The 15,847-nt window shown below is 62.0% G+C and carries 16 protein-coding genes; 9 read left to right on the forward strand and 7 right to left on the reverse strand.

The genetic code is table 11. From position 1 onward, the window contains the following. Positions 1-7: 7 nt before the first annotated feature. Both YH63_RS14425 and YH63_RS14430 read right to left on the reverse strand, forming a co-directional pair. Positions 8-445, reverse strand: a complete 438-nt coding sequence (locus tag YH63_RS14425) for an acyl-CoA thioesterase (RefSeq protein WP_052753900.1) — start codon at positions 443-445, stop codon at positions 8-10. Between the two features lie 90 nt (positions 446-535). Further along, complete coding sequence (locus YH63_RS14430; protein WP_046826995.1) at positions 536-1,750, reverse strand: NADP-dependent isocitrate dehydrogenase; 1,215 nt, start codon at positions 1,748-1,750, stop codon at positions 536-538. Positions 1,751-1,990: 240 nt separating this feature from the next. Here YH63_RS14430 and YH63_RS14435 point away from each other — a divergent pair, with 240 nt between their 5' ends. From YH63_RS14435 to YH63_RS14450, 4 genes are all read left to right on the forward strand, one after another. Further along, positions 1,991-2,413 (forward strand): YciI family protein, encoded by a 423-nt coding sequence (locus YH63_RS14435; protein WP_046826994.1) that lies wholly within the window; start codon positions 1,991-1,993, stop codon positions 2,411-2,413. Between the two features lie 58 nt (positions 2,414-2,471). Beyond that, positions 2,472-3,734, forward strand: a complete 1,263-nt coding sequence (locus YH63_RS14440) for an RNA polymerase sigma factor (RefSeq protein WP_046826993.1) — start codon at positions 2,472-2,474, stop codon at positions 3,732-3,734. A gap of 182 nt (positions 3,735-3,916) precedes the next feature. Further along, positions 3,917-5,104: a TrmJ/YjtD family RNA methyltransferase gene (locus YH63_RS14445; RefSeq protein WP_046826992.1), complete on the forward strand. Its 1,188-nt coding sequence runs from the start codon at positions 3,917-3,919 to the stop codon at positions 5,102-5,104. A gap of 115 nt (positions 5,105-5,219) precedes the next feature. Continuing rightward, positions 5,220-5,711: a GlcG/HbpS family heme-binding protein gene (locus YH63_RS14450; protein ID WP_046826991.1), complete on the forward strand. Its 492-nt coding sequence runs from the start codon at positions 5,220-5,222 to the stop codon at positions 5,709-5,711. A gap of 71 nt (positions 5,712-5,782) precedes the next feature. Here YH63_RS14450 and YH63_RS14455 read toward each other — a convergent pair whose 3' ends face one another. Next, positions 5,783-6,097, reverse strand: coding sequence for a DUF1476 domain-containing protein (locus tag YH63_RS14455; protein WP_046826990.1), 315 nt, complete (start codon positions 6,095-6,097; stop codon positions 5,783-5,785). A 281-nt stretch (positions 6,098-6,378) separates the two neighbouring features. Here YH63_RS14455 and purC point away from each other — a divergent pair, with 281 nt between their 5' ends. Beyond that, positions 6,379-7,146: a phosphoribosylaminoimidazolesuccinocarboxamide synthase gene (gene purC / locus YH63_RS14460; RefSeq protein ID WP_019196322.1), complete on the forward strand. Its 768-nt coding sequence runs from the start codon at positions 6,379-6,381 to the stop codon at positions 7,144-7,146. Positions 7,147-7,277: 131 nt separating this feature from the next. Further along, complete coding sequence (gene purS / locus YH63_RS14465) at positions 7,278-7,520, forward strand: phosphoribosylformylglycinamidine synthase subunit PurS (RefSeq protein WP_046826988.1); 243 nt, start codon at positions 7,278-7,280, stop codon at positions 7,518-7,520. A gap of 27 nt (positions 7,521-7,547) precedes the next feature. On the opposite strand, the gene corA is transcribed toward purS, so the two are convergent. Continuing rightward, entirely contained in the window at positions 7,548-8,564 is a 1,017-nt protein-coding gene (gene corA / locus YH63_RS14470) for a magnesium/cobalt transporter CorA (RefSeq protein ID WP_046826987.1), read from the reverse strand. A gap of 144 nt (positions 8,565-8,708) precedes the next feature. On the opposite strand from corA, the gene purQ reads away from it, so the two are divergent. Continuing rightward, on the forward strand, positions 8,709-9,410 hold the full coding sequence (gene purQ, locus YH63_RS14475; protein WP_046826986.1) for a phosphoribosylformylglycinamidine synthase subunit PurQ: 702 nt from the start codon (positions 8,709-8,711) through the stop codon (positions 9,408-9,410). A 122-nt stretch (positions 9,411-9,532) separates the two neighbouring features. Here the strand turns inward: purQ and YH63_RS14480 are convergent, their stop codons facing one another. Beyond that, the gene (locus YH63_RS14480) at positions 9,533-9,994 is read right to left on the reverse strand and encodes a PaaI family thioesterase (RefSeq protein ID WP_046826985.1); all 462 of its coding nucleotides are present in this window, start codon (positions 9,992-9,994) and stop codon (positions 9,533-9,535) included. 394 nt (positions 9,995-10,388) lie between these two features. Here YH63_RS14480 and purL point away from each other — a divergent pair, with 394 nt between their 5' ends. Continuing rightward, a complete protein-coding gene (purL, locus tag YH63_RS14485; protein WP_083992697.1) occupies positions 10,389-12,602 on the forward strand; it encodes a phosphoribosylformylglycinamidine synthase subunit PurL in 2,214 nt (737 codons plus the stop codon). 53 nt (positions 12,603-12,655) lie between these two features. Here purL and YH63_RS14490 read toward each other — a convergent pair whose 3' ends face one another. Continuing rightward, positions 12,656-13,063 (reverse strand): hypothetical protein, encoded by a 408-nt coding sequence (locus YH63_RS14490; protein WP_349642969.1) that lies wholly within the window; start codon positions 13,061-13,063, stop codon positions 12,656-12,658. A gap of 22 nt (positions 13,064-13,085) precedes the next feature. Continuing rightward, positions 13,086-14,024: a LysR family transcriptional regulator gene (locus YH63_RS14495; RefSeq protein ID WP_046826984.1), complete on the reverse strand. Its 939-nt coding sequence runs from the start codon at positions 14,022-14,024 to the stop codon at positions 13,086-13,088. A 189-nt stretch (positions 14,025-14,213) separates the two neighbouring features. Between YH63_RS14495 and ggt the strand changes: the two genes are divergently transcribed. After that, a complete protein-coding gene (gene ggt / locus YH63_RS14500) occupies positions 14,214-15,827 on the forward strand; it encodes a gamma-glutamyltransferase (RefSeq protein WP_046826983.1) in 1,614 nt (537 codons plus the stop codon). The last annotated feature ends 20 nt before the right edge of the window (positions 15,828-15,847 follow it).

Below are 15,847 nucleotides of genomic sequence, written 5' to 3' on the forward strand. Positions count from 1 at the left end.
CTGCCGATCATGCGGCGAGGTGCTTCTCGCGCGCGACGATGAGGTTGCGAATTGCCGTCGTGATCGGAGCGGGGCGATGCGTGGACTGGTCGGTGTTGACCCAGACCACTTCGCCGGTGGCCATCAGGTCCGCGCTGTCTTTCAGGAAGATCGCCGTCTCGAATGTCATGCTGGAACTGCCGATCCGCGCGACGCGGGCGCCGACCTCGATCTCTGCATCGAAGCGAATGGGCGCCTTGTATTCCACGACCGATTTGACGACATGGAAATCCATGCCCGTCTTCTTGGCATCCGCATACTGGTCGTATCCCAGCGCGCGGAAATATTCGGTGATCGTGGTGTCGTAGAACGTCAGATAATGGGCGTTGAACACCACGCCCTGGCCGTCGATCTCCGAATAGCGGATCCGGAAGGGGTGGAAAAAGCTGAATTGATCCCTGGTCATGTTCGTCATTCCGTTTCTTTTTAGTTCACAAGCAAACGGCGCAGACAGTGTCTGCGCCGTTGAAAGACTTGAGGTGAGGCGTGCTGCGCCTCAGGCCGCCATTGCCTTGGTGAGGTTTTCCGCGACCTTGTCGAGGAAGCCGGTGGTCGAGAGCCAGCGCTGATCGGCGCCGACGAGCAAGGCAAGATCCTTGGTCATGAAACCGGATTCGACCGTCTCGACACAAACTCGCTCCAATGTGTTCGCGAACTTTGCCAGTTCGGCGTTGTTGTCGAGCTTGGCGCGATGTCCGAGGCCGCGGGTCCATGCGAAAATCGACGCGATCGAATTGGTCGAGGTTTCCTTGCCCTTCTGGTGCTCGCGGTAGTGGCGGGTCACGGTGCCGTGAGCGGCTTCCGCTTCCATGGTCTTGCCGTCCGGCGTCAGCAGCACCGAGGTCATGAGGCCCAGCGAGCCGTAGCCCTGGGCCACGGTGTCGGACTGCACGTCGCCGTCGTAGTTTTTGCAGGCCCAGACGTAGCCGCCGGACCACTTCATCGCAGCCGCCACCATGTCGTCGATCAGACGGTGCTCGTAAGTGATGCCCTTGGCATCGAAGTCCTTCTTGAACTCGTTGTCGAACACTTCCTGGAAGATGTCCTTGAAGCGGCCGTCGTACTGCTTGAGGATTGTGTTCTTGGTCGAGAGATAGACCGGATAGCCCTTGACGAGGCCGAGGTTCATCGAGGCCCGGGCGAAATCGCGGATCGAGTCGTCGAGATTGAACATCGCGAGGGTCACGCCGGCGCTCGGCGCCTTGTAGACTTCGCGCTCGATCACCTTGCCGTCGTCGCCGGTGAATTTCAGCGTGATGGTGCCCGCGGTCGGGAATTTGAAATCGGTAGCGCGGTACTGGTCGCCGAAGGCATGGCGGCCGATGATGATCGGCTTGGTCCAACCCGGAACCAGACGGGGCACGTTTTTGCAGATAATCGGCTCGCGGAACACGACGCCGCCGAGGATGTTGCGGATGGTGCCGTTCGGCGACTTCCACATTTCTTTGAGGCCGAATTCCTTCACGCGGGCTTCGTCCGGGGTGATGGTGGCGCATTTGACGCCGACGCCGTGCTTCTTGATCGCGTTGGCCGCGTCGATGGTGACCTGATCGTTGGTCTTGTCGCGGTATTCCATCCCAAGGTCGTAGTATTCGAGTTTCACATCGAGGAACGGGTGAATCAGCTTGTCCTTGATGTACTGCCAGATGATCCGGGTCATCTCGTCGCCATCGAGTTCGACGACGGGGTTGGTCACCTTGATTTTTGCCATGGGGATGGGGCCTTAATATTGGGGGCGGAGAGGGCGAGAGAACCGCAACCGGTTCCATAGCGAGGCTATAGCACTGCGAAACGCAGGCTGGAAGGCGACAAAACCTGACAGATTGCCCATCCGTCCTGACCTTGCCCCTTTTTCGAAAAAAGTTTGGGCGGGATGTCGATCCCGCCGGTGCTCGTTCGTCGTGAGAGCAGGAGGCCATTGGGGCCCTCTACGGAACCAGGGAGAAAGACAATGCGCGTTATGGTGATGGTCAAGGCGACGAAGGATAGCGAAGCGGGCATCATGCCTTCAACCGAGCTCCTCGAGGCCATGGGCAAGTTCAACGAAGAACTGGTGAACGCCGGCATCATGCTGGCCGGTGAGGGGCTTCACCCGTCTTCAAAGGGAAAACGGGTCGCTTTCGACGGCCCGGCCCGCGCCGTGATCGATGGGCCCTTCGCCGAGACCCGCGAACTGGTCGCCGGTTTCTGGCTCTGGGAAGTCAAGGACATGGCGGAAGCGGTGGAGTGGGTGAAGCGCTGCCCCAATCCGATGCTCGGGCCGAGCGAGATCGAGATCCGGCAGGTGTTCGAGGCGGCCGATTTCGGCGAGGCTCTGACGCCGGAGATCGCCGAAGCGGAGGATCGCCTGCGCGAAAAACTCACGAAACGCTAAACTTCCCGGTCGCCGCCACGGCTTGCCTTTCCTCTCGTTTTTCCTCTAAGCGAGATCCGTGGCGGCGAACGACACCCATCAAGCGATCGAAACGGTCTTCCGGATCGAACGGGCCAGGCTGATAGCCGGGCTGGCCCGAATGGTGCGGGATGTCGGCCTGGCCGAAGAGCTGGCGCAAGACGCGCTCGTCTCCGCTCTGTCCGAATGGCCGAAGACCGGTGTTCCGATACATCCCGGCGCCTGGCTGATGGCTGCGGCCAAGCGCCGGGCCATCGACGGTTTCCGACGCAGCAAGATGCTGGCACGGAAGCATGCGGAAATCGGCCAGGATTTCGAAGACCAGCGCGATAGCAGCATCGAGGACGCGGAAGCGGCCATGGACGACGATCTCGGCGACGAGTTGTTGAGTCTGATCTTCACCGCGTGCCACCCGGTGCTGGCTCCCGAGGCGCGGGCGGCCCTGACCTTGCGCCTGATCGGCGGGCTGACGACGGACGAAATCGCACGCGCGTTTCTCTCGAACGAGGCAACCATCGCCCAGCGTATCGTCCGGGCGAAGAAGACCATCGGCAATGCCGGACTGACCTATGAGGTGCCGCGCGGCAAGGATCGCGGAATGCGTCTCGCCTCCGTGCTTGAGGTCGTCTACCTGATTTTCAACGAAGGCTATTCGGCCACCGCCGGCGAGGACCTCATCCGCCCGGCTCTGTGTGCCGAGGCGCAGCGCCTTGGCCGTATCATCGCCGGTCTCGCTCCGAACGAGCCCGAGGTCTTCGGTCTTCTTGCGCTGATGGAAATTCAGGCCTCGCGACTGGCAGCCCGCACGGCACCGGATGGCTCTTCGATCCCCATCACCGAACAAAACCGCAGCCGCTGGGATCAGCTCCTGATCCGCCGCGGGCTGGCCGCGCTCGAACGCGCAGAGACACTCGGCGGCAGTCATGGGCCCTATGCGTTGCAGGCCGCACTCGCGGCCTGCCATGCGCGCGCACGCAACGCGGACGAGACGAACTGGAAAAAGATCGCGGGCCTGTACGACACCCTGCGGGACGTGATGCCGTCACCGGTGGTCGATCTCAACCGGGCCGTGGCTCACAGCATGGCCTTTGGCCCGGAGGCTGGTCTGAAACTGATCGACGAGATCGCGGAGGCCGCGGCACTGCGAAATTACGCGCCGATGCCGGCCGCGAAGGGCGATTTCTTGTTTCGGGCGGGCCGGTTCACCGACGCCAGGATCGAATTCGAGCGAGCCGCGGAGCTGAGCCGCAACGTGCGCGAGAAGGAATTTTTGCTTAAACGGGCGGCCGATTGCGGCAGCTGAACCGCCGGCGGCCGGACGATCCTTTTCAGCCTCCGCAAGAGATTCAAAAGGGCAATCTAGGTCTATTATTTTGCTTGAGAATTTCCGCCAGACGGGCGAACGAAGGGCGAAGCGAGAAGGGCTCCGGCGCAGCTCAGAAGCTGAATCAAAATCTTAAGAACTTGAATCAAAAAGTGAGCCCGATGTCCGGTTCAGGCACCGACAAAACCAAGACGCGCAAGGAATTGGCTGGGCCCGTGGTGGTCCTGGTCGAACCGCAGCTTGGTGAGAACATCGGCATGTGCGCGCGCGCCATGGGCAACTTCGGCTTGACGCGGCTGCGCATCGTTAATCCGCGCGATGGCTGGCCCAATATGGCCGCCCAGCGCGCCGCGGCCGGTGCCGATCACATTCTCGATAAAGTCGAATTGTTCGACACCGTCGAGGCGGCGGTGGCCGACTGCTCACTGCTGTTCGCGACCACCGCGCGGGCGCACGATCAAGCCAAGCCGGTGGTCGGTCCGGAGGAGGCAGCCCGTCAGATCGTCGGGGAAGCCGCGGTGAACGGCACGGCAGCGATCATGTTCGGGCGCGAGCGCTACGGCTTGCAGAACGACGAGGTCGCGCTCGCCAACCGCATTGTCACGTTTCCGGTCAATCCGGGTTTTGCCTCACTGAACCTCGCTCAGGCGGTTCTGTTGATGGGCTACGAATGGTTCAAGCTGGTCACTGCCAACACGCTGCCGTTCGACATGCCGGAACGTTCGGAGCGGGCCTCGAACCATCAGATGCAGGCTTTTTTCGACAATCTCGTGAACGAACTCGACAAGGTCGAATTTCTGCGGCCGCCGGAAAAGCGCGACACGATGCTGGTGAACATGCGCAACATCTTCACGCGGATGGAGCCCACCAAGCAGGATATGCACACCCTGCACGGCGTGGTGATGGCCATCGCGGAAGGCCGGAAAGGTCCTGCAAAAGGCGGGGTTCTTGATGGCAACGAAGCGACGCGGCTGCGCGCGCTGCTGGCCGAGCACTCCGACGGACGCGCGCCGTCCGATAGCGGCACGGTGCGGGGACTAGCCCGCCTGCTGCGACGCAATCCGACCGATGCCGAGCGGATCTTGTGGCAGGCTCTGACCACGGATCGCCGCTTCGCGTCTCACTTCAAGCGGCAGACGCCGGTGGGGCGTCACATTCCCGATTTCGTGTCGTTCACGAAACGCATCGCGGTCGAACTCGTCAATGCCAACGAAACCGACGTTATCGCGCGGGACCGCGCGGCGCGTGGTGAATGGCTCGCAGCGCGGGGATATCGCGTTTGCCTGATCAATGCGGCGGATGTGGAAAGCGACCTTGCCGCGCAGCTCGACCGTCTCGCTGTCGCCTAACCCACTTCGCTCCCGCAACATCGATTGTTGTTCTGCCGCGGGATTAAAGCGCGCTAGAAAATGTTGTTGCTCAAGATGATTGCCAACGAACCAATAAAATCAGGGAGGATTCAATATGCGTTCACTCGGTCTCGCAGCGCTAACGACGGCTGCGGTCGTTCTTGCCGGTCCGGCTTACGCGCAGGCGCCGCAGGTTGAGAAGAATGTGTCGATGGCGATGGCGATAGCCATCATCCAGGGCACCATCGAGCAGTGCACCAAGGACGGCTACAAGGTGTCCGTCACGGTGGTGGACAAGGCCGGCAACGTCGCGGCACAGGTTCGCGGCGACGGTACCAATCCTCACACCATGGAGTTCAGCCGCCTGAAGGCCTACACCTCGCGCACGCGCGGGATAACGTCCCTCGAATTCATGAAACAGACGGACAAGCCTGAAACCGCCTCCCTGAGGCAGATCCCGGGTGTGGTTGCAGCGGGTGGCGCTGTCCCGATCAAGGTCGGCAACGAAGTGATTGGCGCGGTCGGTGCATCGGGTGCACCCGGTGGCGACAAGGACGAGGTCTGCGTGCTCGCTGGGATCGCGAAGGTTCAGGACGCCTTGAAGTAACTGCGTCCGGCCTGAAACAGGAAAACGCCGCGCAATCCGATCGCGCGGCGTTTTGTCTGAACGCGGCAGAGTTACTGCCCGGCCTTGATCTGGGCAACGGCGACCGCCACCAGTTCGTCCATCTTGGCGCGGATTTCCTGCTCGGTGGCTTTGCCTGCGAGGTCCGTTGCGACCTTGCGCAGGACGTCGGCATCGCCGGCTTCCTCGAAATCGGCCGAAACCACTTCCTTGGCATAGGCAGCGGCTTCATCGCCGGTTTTGCCCAGCTTTTCGGCGGCCCACAGGCCCAGCAGCTTGTTCCGGCGGGCTTCCGCCTTGAACTTCTGTTCCTCGTCGAGGGCGAACTTCTTCTCGAAGCCTTCCTGGCGCTTGTCAAAAGACGACATATATCTGTTCCGTAAGCTGAATCTGGGATTTGCCTGAACCGGCGGCGGAACCCAGCATATAGGGGGTCGGCTCCCCTCAAAGCAATGTCCCAGAAGTCGCAGGAAGCGGGTAAAACGCCTTTCGTTGCGTTGTATCCGTCACATCAATCGGTTAGGTTGCCGATGAGTCTGGTTCGCGGTTTGTTTCACGATTCCGGACTTCACGGCAGCTCCGCCGTGGGTCGCGTAAAATCACCCGGAGCACCCCATTCATGGACTTCAACAAAACACGGTACATCCCTATGAGCCGTCGGCGTCGCATTTACGAAGGCAAGGGCAAGACCCTTTACGAAGGGCCTGAGCCTGGAACCCTGATCCAGCATTTCAAGGATGACGCCACCGCGTTCAATGCCAAGAAACACCAGATCATCGAGGGTAAGGGTGTCCTCAACAACCGGATCTCGGAGTATGTCTTCCAGCATCTGAACGACATCGGCGTGCCGACCCATTTCATCAAACGGCTCAACATGCGCGAGCAGTTGATCCGCGAGGTCGAGATCGTGCCGCTGGAAGTCGTGGTGCGTAACGTCGCAGCAGGCTCGCTGTCGCAGCGCCTCGGCATCGAGGAAGGCACGCAGCTGCCGCGCTCGATCATCGAATTCTATTACAAGAACGATCAACTCGGCGATCCGATGGTCTCCGAAGAGCACATCACCGCGTTCGGCTGGGCTACGCCGCAGGAAATCGACGACATGATGGCTCTTGCCATTCGGGTCAACGACTTCCTGACTGGACTGTTTCTCGGCGTCGGCATCCGTCTTGTGGACTTCAAGATGGAATGCGGACGGCTGTTCGAGAACGACATGATGCGCATCATCGTTGCCGATGAAATCTCGCCGGACTCGTGCCGGCTGTGGGATATCAAGTCGAACGAGAAGATGGACAAGGACCGCTTCCGCCGCGATCTCGGTGGGCTGCTTGAGGCCTACACCGAGGTTGCCAAGCGTCTCGGCATCCTGATTGAGAACGACCGTCCCGCGGGCTCCGGCCCGGTGCTGGTGAAGAGCTGAATTCCGTCATCCTGAGGTGCGAGCCGCTCTTGCGGGGAGCCTCGAAGGATGGCCTCTAAAAAACGTCGCCCTTCGAGGCTTGGGCTTTGCCCTCGCGCCTCAGGGTGACGTTTCAGAAAACTGGAAGCGATATGAAGGCGCGCATCACCGTCACATTGAAGAACGGCATTCTCGATCCGCAGGGCAAGGCCATCGAAGGGGCGCTGAAATCGCTCGGCGTCGATGGCATTGCCAGCGTGCGGCAGGGCAAGGTGTTCGACATCGAAGTCGCCGGCGCGGACAAGGCGAAGGCCGAAACCGCGCTCAAGGAAGCCGCCGACAAGCTGCTCGCCAACACGGTGATCGAGAATTATCGGGTTGAGGTTCTGGGCTAACCCCGCTTCCGGCAACGTTCGGCGTGCCTACAACCATCCTGCACGCCGGAATCGGTAGAACAGCGACAGACAGACCGCGGCAATCGCGCCGAGCGCGACATAATAGCCGTACTTCCACTTGAGCTCGGGCATGTGTTCGAAGTTCATGCCATAGATGCCCGCGAATGCGGTGGGGACGGCGATGATGGCAAGCCATGACGCCAGTTTCTTGGATACTGCGGTTTCTTGCGCCTGTCCGACGAGCAGGCTCGCCTCGAACGCGAACGCCAGAACTTCGCGCAAGGAATCAATCTGCTCCTGAACGGTCCCGACATGATCGGTGACGTCGCGAAACAGCGGCTGCAGGGCCGTGCGCACCATCGTTAAATCGTCGCGTTCAAGCCGCCGGCAGACTTCCACCAGCGGTCCGATCGCGTTGCGTAGCCGCAAAAGGTCGCGGCGCAACTGGTAAAGCCGCTGAATCTGCGTCCGCGAGATTGCGGTCTCCAGCAAAAGCTCTTCCATTGTCTCGACTTCTTGCTGGATGGTCTCAATCACCGGCGAATAATTGTCGACGATGAAATCCAGGATCGCATAGAGGATATAATCCTCGCCGCGAGACAGTGCCCTTGGGCAGCTCTCGCAGTGCTCCCGCACGGCGGCGTATGATGTCGATGCGCCGTGACGGACCGTGACGATATACCCGTCGCCCACGAAAATATGGGTTTCGCCGAATGCGATGTTGCCATCCACGAGCTGAGCTGTCCGCGCAACGATGAACAGGGCATCGCCATATTGCTCGATCTTGGGCCGCTGGTGCGCGTGATTGGCATCCTCGATGGCGAGGTCGTGCAGGTTGAATTGCTGCTGTACTTTGGTCAGCAGTTCCATGCCCGGTTCAAGCAGGCCGATCCAGACCACGTGGCCCGGCTTGGTCCGCCAGTTCGAGGCCTCCTCGATGGGGATGTTGGCGACGCGACGGCCATCAGCATAGACGCTGGCTGCGACGACGCCCTTGGGAGCGACCGGCTCTGTCGCGGCGGTCACCGACGAGGCGACGTTCATGGTTTCCGTCCCTGTGATTGCTGTGTCCTGCGCGCGATGCAGGGCTTTTCAGCAAGGCTAGCACTGGAAAAACCACCGTCAAATGGGTATGTCTGGCCCTCAGCGGCGGTGAATCGCCGAACCTGTCCATTGTCCGGAATCACCATGAAATCAGCCGTTCTCGTCTTCCCCGGCATCAACCGCGAGCGCGACATGGCGCGCGCGCTCAAGCTCGCGTCCGGCAACGATTCCACGATGGTCTGGCACGCTGACACCGCTTTGCCGAAGGGCACCGACCTCGTCGTCGTGCCGGGTGGCTTCTCGTACGGCGATTACCTGCGCTGCGGCGCTATTGCTGCGCGTGCGCCGATCATGGACGCCGTCCGCGCCCATGCCGCCAATGGCGGCCTCGTGCTTGGCGTTTGCAACGGTTTCCAGATCCTCTGCGAGTCGGGCCTGTTGCCCGGCGCGCTGATGCGCAACGCGCAGCTCAAGTTCATCTGCCGTGACGTGCACCTGCGCGTCGAGCGCTCCGATACGCCGTTCACGCGCGGTTATAACGCCGGGCAGGTGATCCGCGTGCCGGTGGCGCACGGCGAAGGCAATTACGCCGCCGATGAGGATACGATCCGGCGGCTCGAGGGCGAGGGCCGAGTGCTTTACCGTTATTGCAGCGCTTCAGGCGAAGTCGGCGACACCCACAACATCAACGGCGCTGCGGCGTCGATCGCCGGCATTGTCAGCGACAAGGGTAACGTGCTCGGCATGATGCCGCATCCCGAGAATCACGTCGAAGACATCATGGGCTGCACCGACGGCCGCGGGCTGTTCGCGGGCCTGGTGGCGCATCTGAAGAGCGCGGCTTAAGCAATTTGAGTCGTCGTTCCGGGATGCACCGAAGGTGCAGACCCAGAACCCCGAAATCGTCTCAGCGAAATTCCGGGTTCGCTCGCGAGACGCGCGTCCCGGAATGACCCGTTGATTTGGCCTCACACCCTCTTTTTGATCCGCTTGATCGTGCCGGAGAACGTGAACAGCGGATTGTCGCCGGTGTGCATGATGCCGCGCAGGAAGATGAGCGATCCGGCAGCACGGGTCACTCCGCCGGTTGCGACGACGAGGTCGCCTTCGCGCGCGGCCGCGAGGAATTCGCAGCCGAACGACACGGTGACGGCGGGCGCTTCCAGTTCTCGCGCGGCAAAGGCGAACAGGCAGTAGTCGGCGAAGGTCATGTAGCAGCCGCCATGGACGTTGCGCATGCCGTTCAGGTGCTTCCGCTCGACGCGGAACGCGCAGCGGATGCTGCCGTCGTCCTCGAAACGGTGCCAGAACGGACCGTTGTTGGATTCGAAGCTGTCGCGGCTCCATGTCCGCCATCCGGCGAACTCGCCCTCGGTCGCGATCAGGAGGTCGGGACGGAAACGGGGTGTCTTCTGCGGAACGTCATCCAAGATATCGTGATCCTTGAAAATGAGGCCCCTGCGGGCCGTGCCGGGCCTCTCTTAGAGCCTGTAAGGGCAGGCCCGCAACCGGGGGTTTTTTAGCCGGGATTTCTCCCTATCTGATGCTTGCCGCAGGCCGGGCTGCCGTGCACAAAGAGGCCAGTGTCCCGAAGCCGACGTTCGCTCCATTTTGCAGCGGCTTCCGTGCGAACGTCGGATTCGAAAGGACACTGGGAATCATAGATTCTAGTGTGGTTTTGGTTCGCAGGTCCGTATATGAGCGCGCTATGGAAATGATACGGACCTGCGAACCACCACACTAGAAATCACGCCTATTCCGCCTTATCCGACCCTCTGGTTGCCCGGAGGGATGCCGAAGCATTTGACCCGGAGCGACGTCACCTTGACGATCAGGAACGAACCCCAGATCACCCCCGATCTCGTCGCCAGCCACGGTCTCAAGCCGGACGAGTACGAGCGCATCCTGAAGCTGATCGGCCGGGTGCCGACGTTCACGGAACTCGGCATCTTCTCGGCGATGTGGAACGAGCACTGTTCCTACAAATCCTCGCGCATCCATCTGCGCGGCCTGCCGACCAAGGCGCCGTGGGTGATCCAGGGACCGGGCGAGAACGCGGGCGTCATCGACATCGGTGACGGACAGGCGGTGGTCTTCAAGATGGAGAGTCACAACCACCCGAGCTACATCGAGCCGTATCAGGGCGCGACCACCGGCGTTGGCGGCATTCTGCGCGACGTGTTCACCATGGGCGCGCGGCCGATTGCGTGCCTCAATGCACTGAGCTTCGGCGATCCGAGCCATCCGAAGACGCGTCATCTCGTGTCGGGCGTCGTCGCGGGCGTCGGCGGCTACGGCAACTCGTTCGGCGTGCCGACGGTCGGCGGCCAGACGCGTTTCCACACGCGCTACGACGGCAACATTCTCGTCAACGCGATGGCGGTGGGCCTAGCCGAGACCGACAAGATTTTTTATGCGGCGGCAAGCGGCGTGAACATGCCGATCGTCTATCTCGGCTCCAAGACCGGCCGCGACGGCATCCACGGCGCGACCATGGCGTCCGCCGAGTTCGATGACGACAGCGCCGAGAAGCGCCCGACCGTGCAGGTCGGCGATCCGTTCGCGGAAAAGCTGCTGCTGGAAGCGTGCCTCGAAATCATGGAAGCGGATTGCGTGATCGCGATTCAGGACATGGGCGCTGCGGGTCTCACCTGCTCCGCGGTCGAGATGGGCGCGAAGGGCGACCTCGGCGTCGAGCTCGATCTGGATTCTGTGCCGACGCGCGAAACCGGCATGAGCGCCTACGAGATGATGCTCTCGGAGTCCCAGGAGCGCATGCTCATGGTGCTGAAGCCCGAGAAGGAAAAGCAGGCCGAGGCGATCTTCAAGAAGTGGGGTCTGGATTTCGCAATCGTCGGCTACACCACGCCGACCCAGCGCTTCGTCGTGAAGCATGGCGGCGACGTGATGGTCGATCTGCCGATCAAGGAACTGGAGTCGGAAGCGCCGCTCTATGACCGCCCGCATGTGCCATCGCCACAGTTGCCCGTCATTCACGCGCGCGATGTGAAACCACCCGTCTCGATTTCAGAGGCGCTGTCCAAGCTCATCGCCACGCCGGAGCTGTGCTCGAAGCGCTGGGTGTGGGAACAGTACGATCACGTCATCGGCGGCAACACGATGCAGCGCCCGGGCGGCGATGCGGCGGTGGTGCGCGTGCAGGACGGACCGAAGGGGCTGGCCCTGACCTGCGATGTGACGCCGCGTTATTGCGAAGCCGATCCGTTCGAAGGCGGCAAGCAGGCGGTGGCCGAAGCCTGGCGCAACATCACGGCGGTGGGCGGGCGTCCGCTCGCGATCACCGACAATCTCAATTTCGGAAATCCCGAGCGGCCCGAGATCATGGGCCAGTTCGTCGGTTGCCTGAAGGGCATTGCGGCTGCGTGCACGGCGCTGGATTTCCCGGTCGTGTCTGGCAACGTGTCGCTCTACAACGAGACCAACGGACGCGGCATTCTGCCGACGCCGTCCATCGGCGGCGTCGGGCTGCTGGATGATTTTACCAAGTCGGCGACGCTGGCGTTCAAGGCTGAGAACGAGGCGATCCTTCTGATCGGCGACACCCAGGGTTGGCTCGGCCAGTCGGTGTATCTGCGCGACGTGTGCGGCAAGGAAGAGGGCGCGCCGCCGCCGGTCGACCTCGATGTTGAGAAGCGCAACGGCGACGTGGTGCGCGGTATGATCAAGGGCGGCACCGCAACCGCGGTTCACGACGTCGCGGATGGCGGCTTGCTCGTGGCACTCACTGAAATGGCGATGGCCAGCGGTATCGGCGCTATCCTCGATGCACCGCCGGACGAGATCGTGCCGCATGCGTGGTGGTTCGGCGAGGATCAGGCGCGCTATGTTGTCACCGTGCAGGAAGAGAATTTGCTGACGGTGTTAAGCAAGCTGAAGGCTGTCGGTGTGCCGTGCCACGTCATCGGCAAGACCGGTGGGCACGACATTGCGGTCGAAGGAGAGACTTCGGTTTCGGTGGCGTCACTCAAGGCGGGCTACGAGAACTGGCTGCCGGCCTACATGGCGGGCAAGGGCTGAAACAGGAAAATCGCGGGACGCACCGCGATTTCCCAAGCTGCTGCTACTGGGACTTACCAGCGTCCTACGCCAACGCTGACACCGACGCCCGGTGCACCGTATACGCCTACACTCGGACCTTCGTTGTAATAGCGACGCTCCCGATATTGGCGCCGCGGAGCGTAAGCATACGAGTCGTCCTGAATAATCACGCGGCGTGCGCCGCGAGTCCGGTAGCATCGGCCATCTTCATCACACACTGTGCGGACATGTTCGATATTCGAGCCTGTTTGCACACCCGAAATGCCGTTCGTTATTGGCGCGGCAATCGCGCCGCCGGCAAAAACAGCGCCTGCGCCGGCCAAAAGCGCTATCGTGAAATGTCTCATGGTACATCTCCTGTCGGCAGAAAGTGCCGTTGGGGAGATAATTGAAGCCGCAGGACTTCGTTCCATGCGTTTCGGCGGCTTGTCGATGCCCATGCATGGTCACGGCGCGTGGCGGTTACTTTCGGTTCTGGCGATGCCGCCGTCGCGGCACCTCCTGATGCGACGCCATGAATGCGTTCGCCACATCGACGAAACGTGCCACCAGCGGCGACAGGTTGTCCTTGCGCCAGACCAGCGAGATATCGAGCGTCGCGGTCGCGTCTTCGATCTCCAGCGGAGCGATCCCCGGTGGCAGGGTGGGGATGAAGGATGCATCGAGAATCGTGCAGCCGAAACCCGATCGCACCAGTTGCAGCAGCACGGGCACGTCATCGGCTTCCTCGGCAATCGTCAGGGAGAGCCCGCGGTCCGTCATCAGCCCATTGATGAGTGCGCGGAAACCGCGCCATCGCCGGGCGCTGCCGATCACCAGTGGAGCGGTGGACAGGGTTCGCATCGAGATCGCACGGTTTGCCGCCCAGGCGTGGCTTGTGGGGACCAGCGCGACCAGCCGCTCGCGCGAGATGGGAATTGTCTGTTGCAGCGGCCCGACGACGTTCGACATCATGAAACCGAGATCGAGCGTGCCCTCGTCGAATGCCGCGGCTTGTTCGGACGAAGCGAGAAGGCGCAGGCCGACCTGTGCCTGTGGGTGGCGTTTCCGGAATTCGATGATGATGTCGGACATCGGGCCGGTGGCGGCAAACGTCGAGTAGCCGACGCTGACGGTGCCGCTGAGGCCCTGCGCAACGCGTTCCGCGTGCATCGTGGCGCGCGCGAGACGCTGCATGGCGTCGGCGCTTTCGCGGTAAAGCACCTCGCCGGCGGGCGTCAGTACGACACGGCGGGTCGACCGCTCGAAAAGCGTGAAGCCGAGCTGGAGTTCAAGATCCCGGATGCTGCGGCTGAGCGCCGGCTGGGCGATGCCGAGCTTCTCGGCGGCCTTGCGGAAGCTCAGCGTCTCACCGACGGCGAGAAAGTAAGGGATTTTGGCTGGAAGCAGGGGGCGGACCATCGCGCAACGGCCGCGCAGGCGGCCTTTCCTTTGTTATCAATAAAGCATCAATCGAGGCATCATTGGTATTGGACAGGCATGAATGGCCTCTGTCAAATCGCGCCGTTGTTCCCTTGAAAGAGCGCGGTGTTTCGGCCGCCATTCTGCGCGGGCGCATGGTGTAGCCACAAGAGATCTGACGGAGAGAGCATGCCGAAAGGGAAGGCGATGATCGTCGCGGCGCAGGCCGAAGCGGCGGAGGCCGGTGCGGACGTATTGCGGGCGGGCGGAAACGCCATCGATGCGGCGATCGCCTGTGCGCTGGTTCAGGGCGTCGTCGACCCGCTGATGACCGGCATCGCGGGGTTCGGCAGCGCCGGCATCTATTTTCCCGGACAGGGGTTCCACCAGTATCTCGATTTCCATGCGCCGGCGCCGGCGGCCGCGCGTCCCGACATGTGGGCCGATCTGATCGAAGGTGAAGCGCGCGACGGCTATGGCTTCATCCTGCGCGGCAAGGTGAACGATCTCGGCTATCAGTCGGTCTGCGTGCCGGCGTCGCTGAAGGCCTACTACGAGGCGCATTCCAGATTCGGCGTGCTGCCGTGGCGGGACATCGTCGCGCCGGCGATTGCGTGGGCGGAGCGCGGCTGGATGGTCCGTCCGCACGTCGAATTTTTCTGGTCCGATCCCGGCCTGATGGATCGCGCTTCGGGAATCGATCGCCTCTCATTTACTGCATCCGGGCGGAAGCTTTATTGCCGCGAGGACGGCACATACAAGCGCGTCGGCGATGTCGTCCACAATCCGGATTACGCCGAGACCCTGCGGATGATCGCCGAGGGCGGCTCCGACGTCTTCTATCGCGGTGAACTGGCACAGCGCATCGCCGCCGATATGCGCGCGCATGGCGGTCTCATCACCGCTGAAGATCTTGCGAACTACCAGCCGCAATGGCGCGAGCCTCTGCGCGGCAACTATCGCGGTTATGAAGTCACCACCAATAACCCGCCCGGCGGCGGCATCATGCTGATCGAGATGCTCAACATTCTCGAGCATTTCGATCTTTCCGGCATCGGGCACAACACCGCCGAATATCTGCGGGTGGTGTGCGAGGCGATGAAACGCTCGACCGCCGACAAGGATCGCTCGATCGGCGATCCGGCCTTTCTCGACGTGCCCGTTCAGAAGCTGACGTCGAAGGATTATGCCGCTGCATTGGCCAGCGAAATCAAGTCGCACGTCAAAGGCGACGTGCCGCGGTTCAACTCGGGCATGCCATCGAAGGACACCACCCACGTGTCGGTGGTCGACCGCGACGGCAACTGCGTGACGATGACCCATTCGCTCGGCATGCCGTCCGGTGTCATTACCGACGGGCTTGGCTTCATCTACAACGGCTGCATGGGTGTGTTCGATCCGCGGCCGGGCCGCGCCGGCTCGATTGCGCCGGGCAAGGCGCGTTTCACATCGGTGGTCCCGTCGATCATCTTCCGCGACAAGAAGCCATATCTGGTTATTGGCGCGCCCGGTGCGACGCAAATTGCGATGGGTGTGCTGCAGGCTATTCTCAACGTCATCGATTTCGGCATGACCATGACGGAGGCGGTCAGCGCGCCGCGCTTTTCCGCCACCAGCAACGCCATCGACGTTACCAATCGCATCGTACACGGCGTCACCAACGAACTCGAAGCCGACGGTTACCAGGTGATCCGCAGCCCTTACACGTTCGGCTTTGCGGCCGTGCACGGCATCCGGATCGACGGCGACAAGCTCGACGGCGGCGCCGACCCCGGCCACGACGGCATCGCATTGCCGGTCTGAAGCCGAACAACAGGACACAG

It is taken from the genome of Afipia massiliensis (assembly GCF_001006325.2).
GTDB lineage: Bacteria > Pseudomonadota > Alphaproteobacteria > Rhizobiales > Xanthobacteraceae > Afipia > Afipia massiliensis_A.

Coding starts and splice junctions, on each gene's coding strand:
- YH63_RS14425 (WP_052753900.1), bottom strand. CDS start 445: ATGACCAGGGATCAATTCAGCTTTTTCCACCCCTTCCGGATCCGCTAT.
- YH63_RS14445 (WP_046826992.1), top strand. CDS start 3,917: ATGTCCGGTTCAGGCACCGACAAAACCAAGACGCGCAAGGAATTGGCT.
- purQ (WP_046826986.1), top strand. CDS start 8,709: ATGAAATCAGCCGTTCTCGTCTTCCCCGGCATCAACCGCGAGCGCGAC.
- corA (WP_046826987.1), bottom strand. CDS start 8,564: ATGAACGTCGCCTCGTCGGTGACCGCCGCGACAGAGCCGGTCGCTCCC.
- YH63_RS14435 (WP_046826994.1), top strand. CDS start 1,991: ATGCGCGTTATGGTGATGGTCAAGGCGACGAAGGATAGCGAAGCGGGC.
- purC (WP_019196322.1), top strand. CDS start 6,379: ATGAGCCGTCGGCGTCGCATTTACGAAGGCAAGGGCAAGACCCTTTAC.
- purS (WP_046826988.1), top strand. CDS start 7,278: ATGAAGGCGCGCATCACCGTCACATTGAAGAACGGCATTCTCGATCCG.
- YH63_RS14495 (WP_046826984.1), bottom strand. CDS start 14,024: ATGGTCCGCCCCCTGCTTCCAGCCAAAATCCCTTACTTTCTCGCCGTC.
- YH63_RS14455 (WP_046826990.1), bottom strand. CDS start 6,097: ATGTCGTCTTTTGACAAGCGCCAGGAAGGCTTCGAGAAGAAGTTCGCC.
- ggt (WP_046826983.1), top strand. CDS start 14,214: ATGCCGAAAGGGAAGGCGATGATCGTCGCGGCGCAGGCCGAAGCGGCG.
- YH63_RS14430 (WP_046826995.1), bottom strand. CDS start 1,750: ATGGCAAAAATCAAGGTGACCAACCCCGTCGTCGAACTCGATGGCGAC.
- YH63_RS14450 (WP_046826991.1), top strand. CDS start 5,220: ATGCGTTCACTCGGTCTCGCAGCGCTAACGACGGCTGCGGTCGTTCTT.
- YH63_RS14490 (WP_349642969.1), bottom strand. CDS start 13,063: ATGGGCATCGACAAGCCGCCGAAACGCATGGAACGAAGTCCTGCGGCT.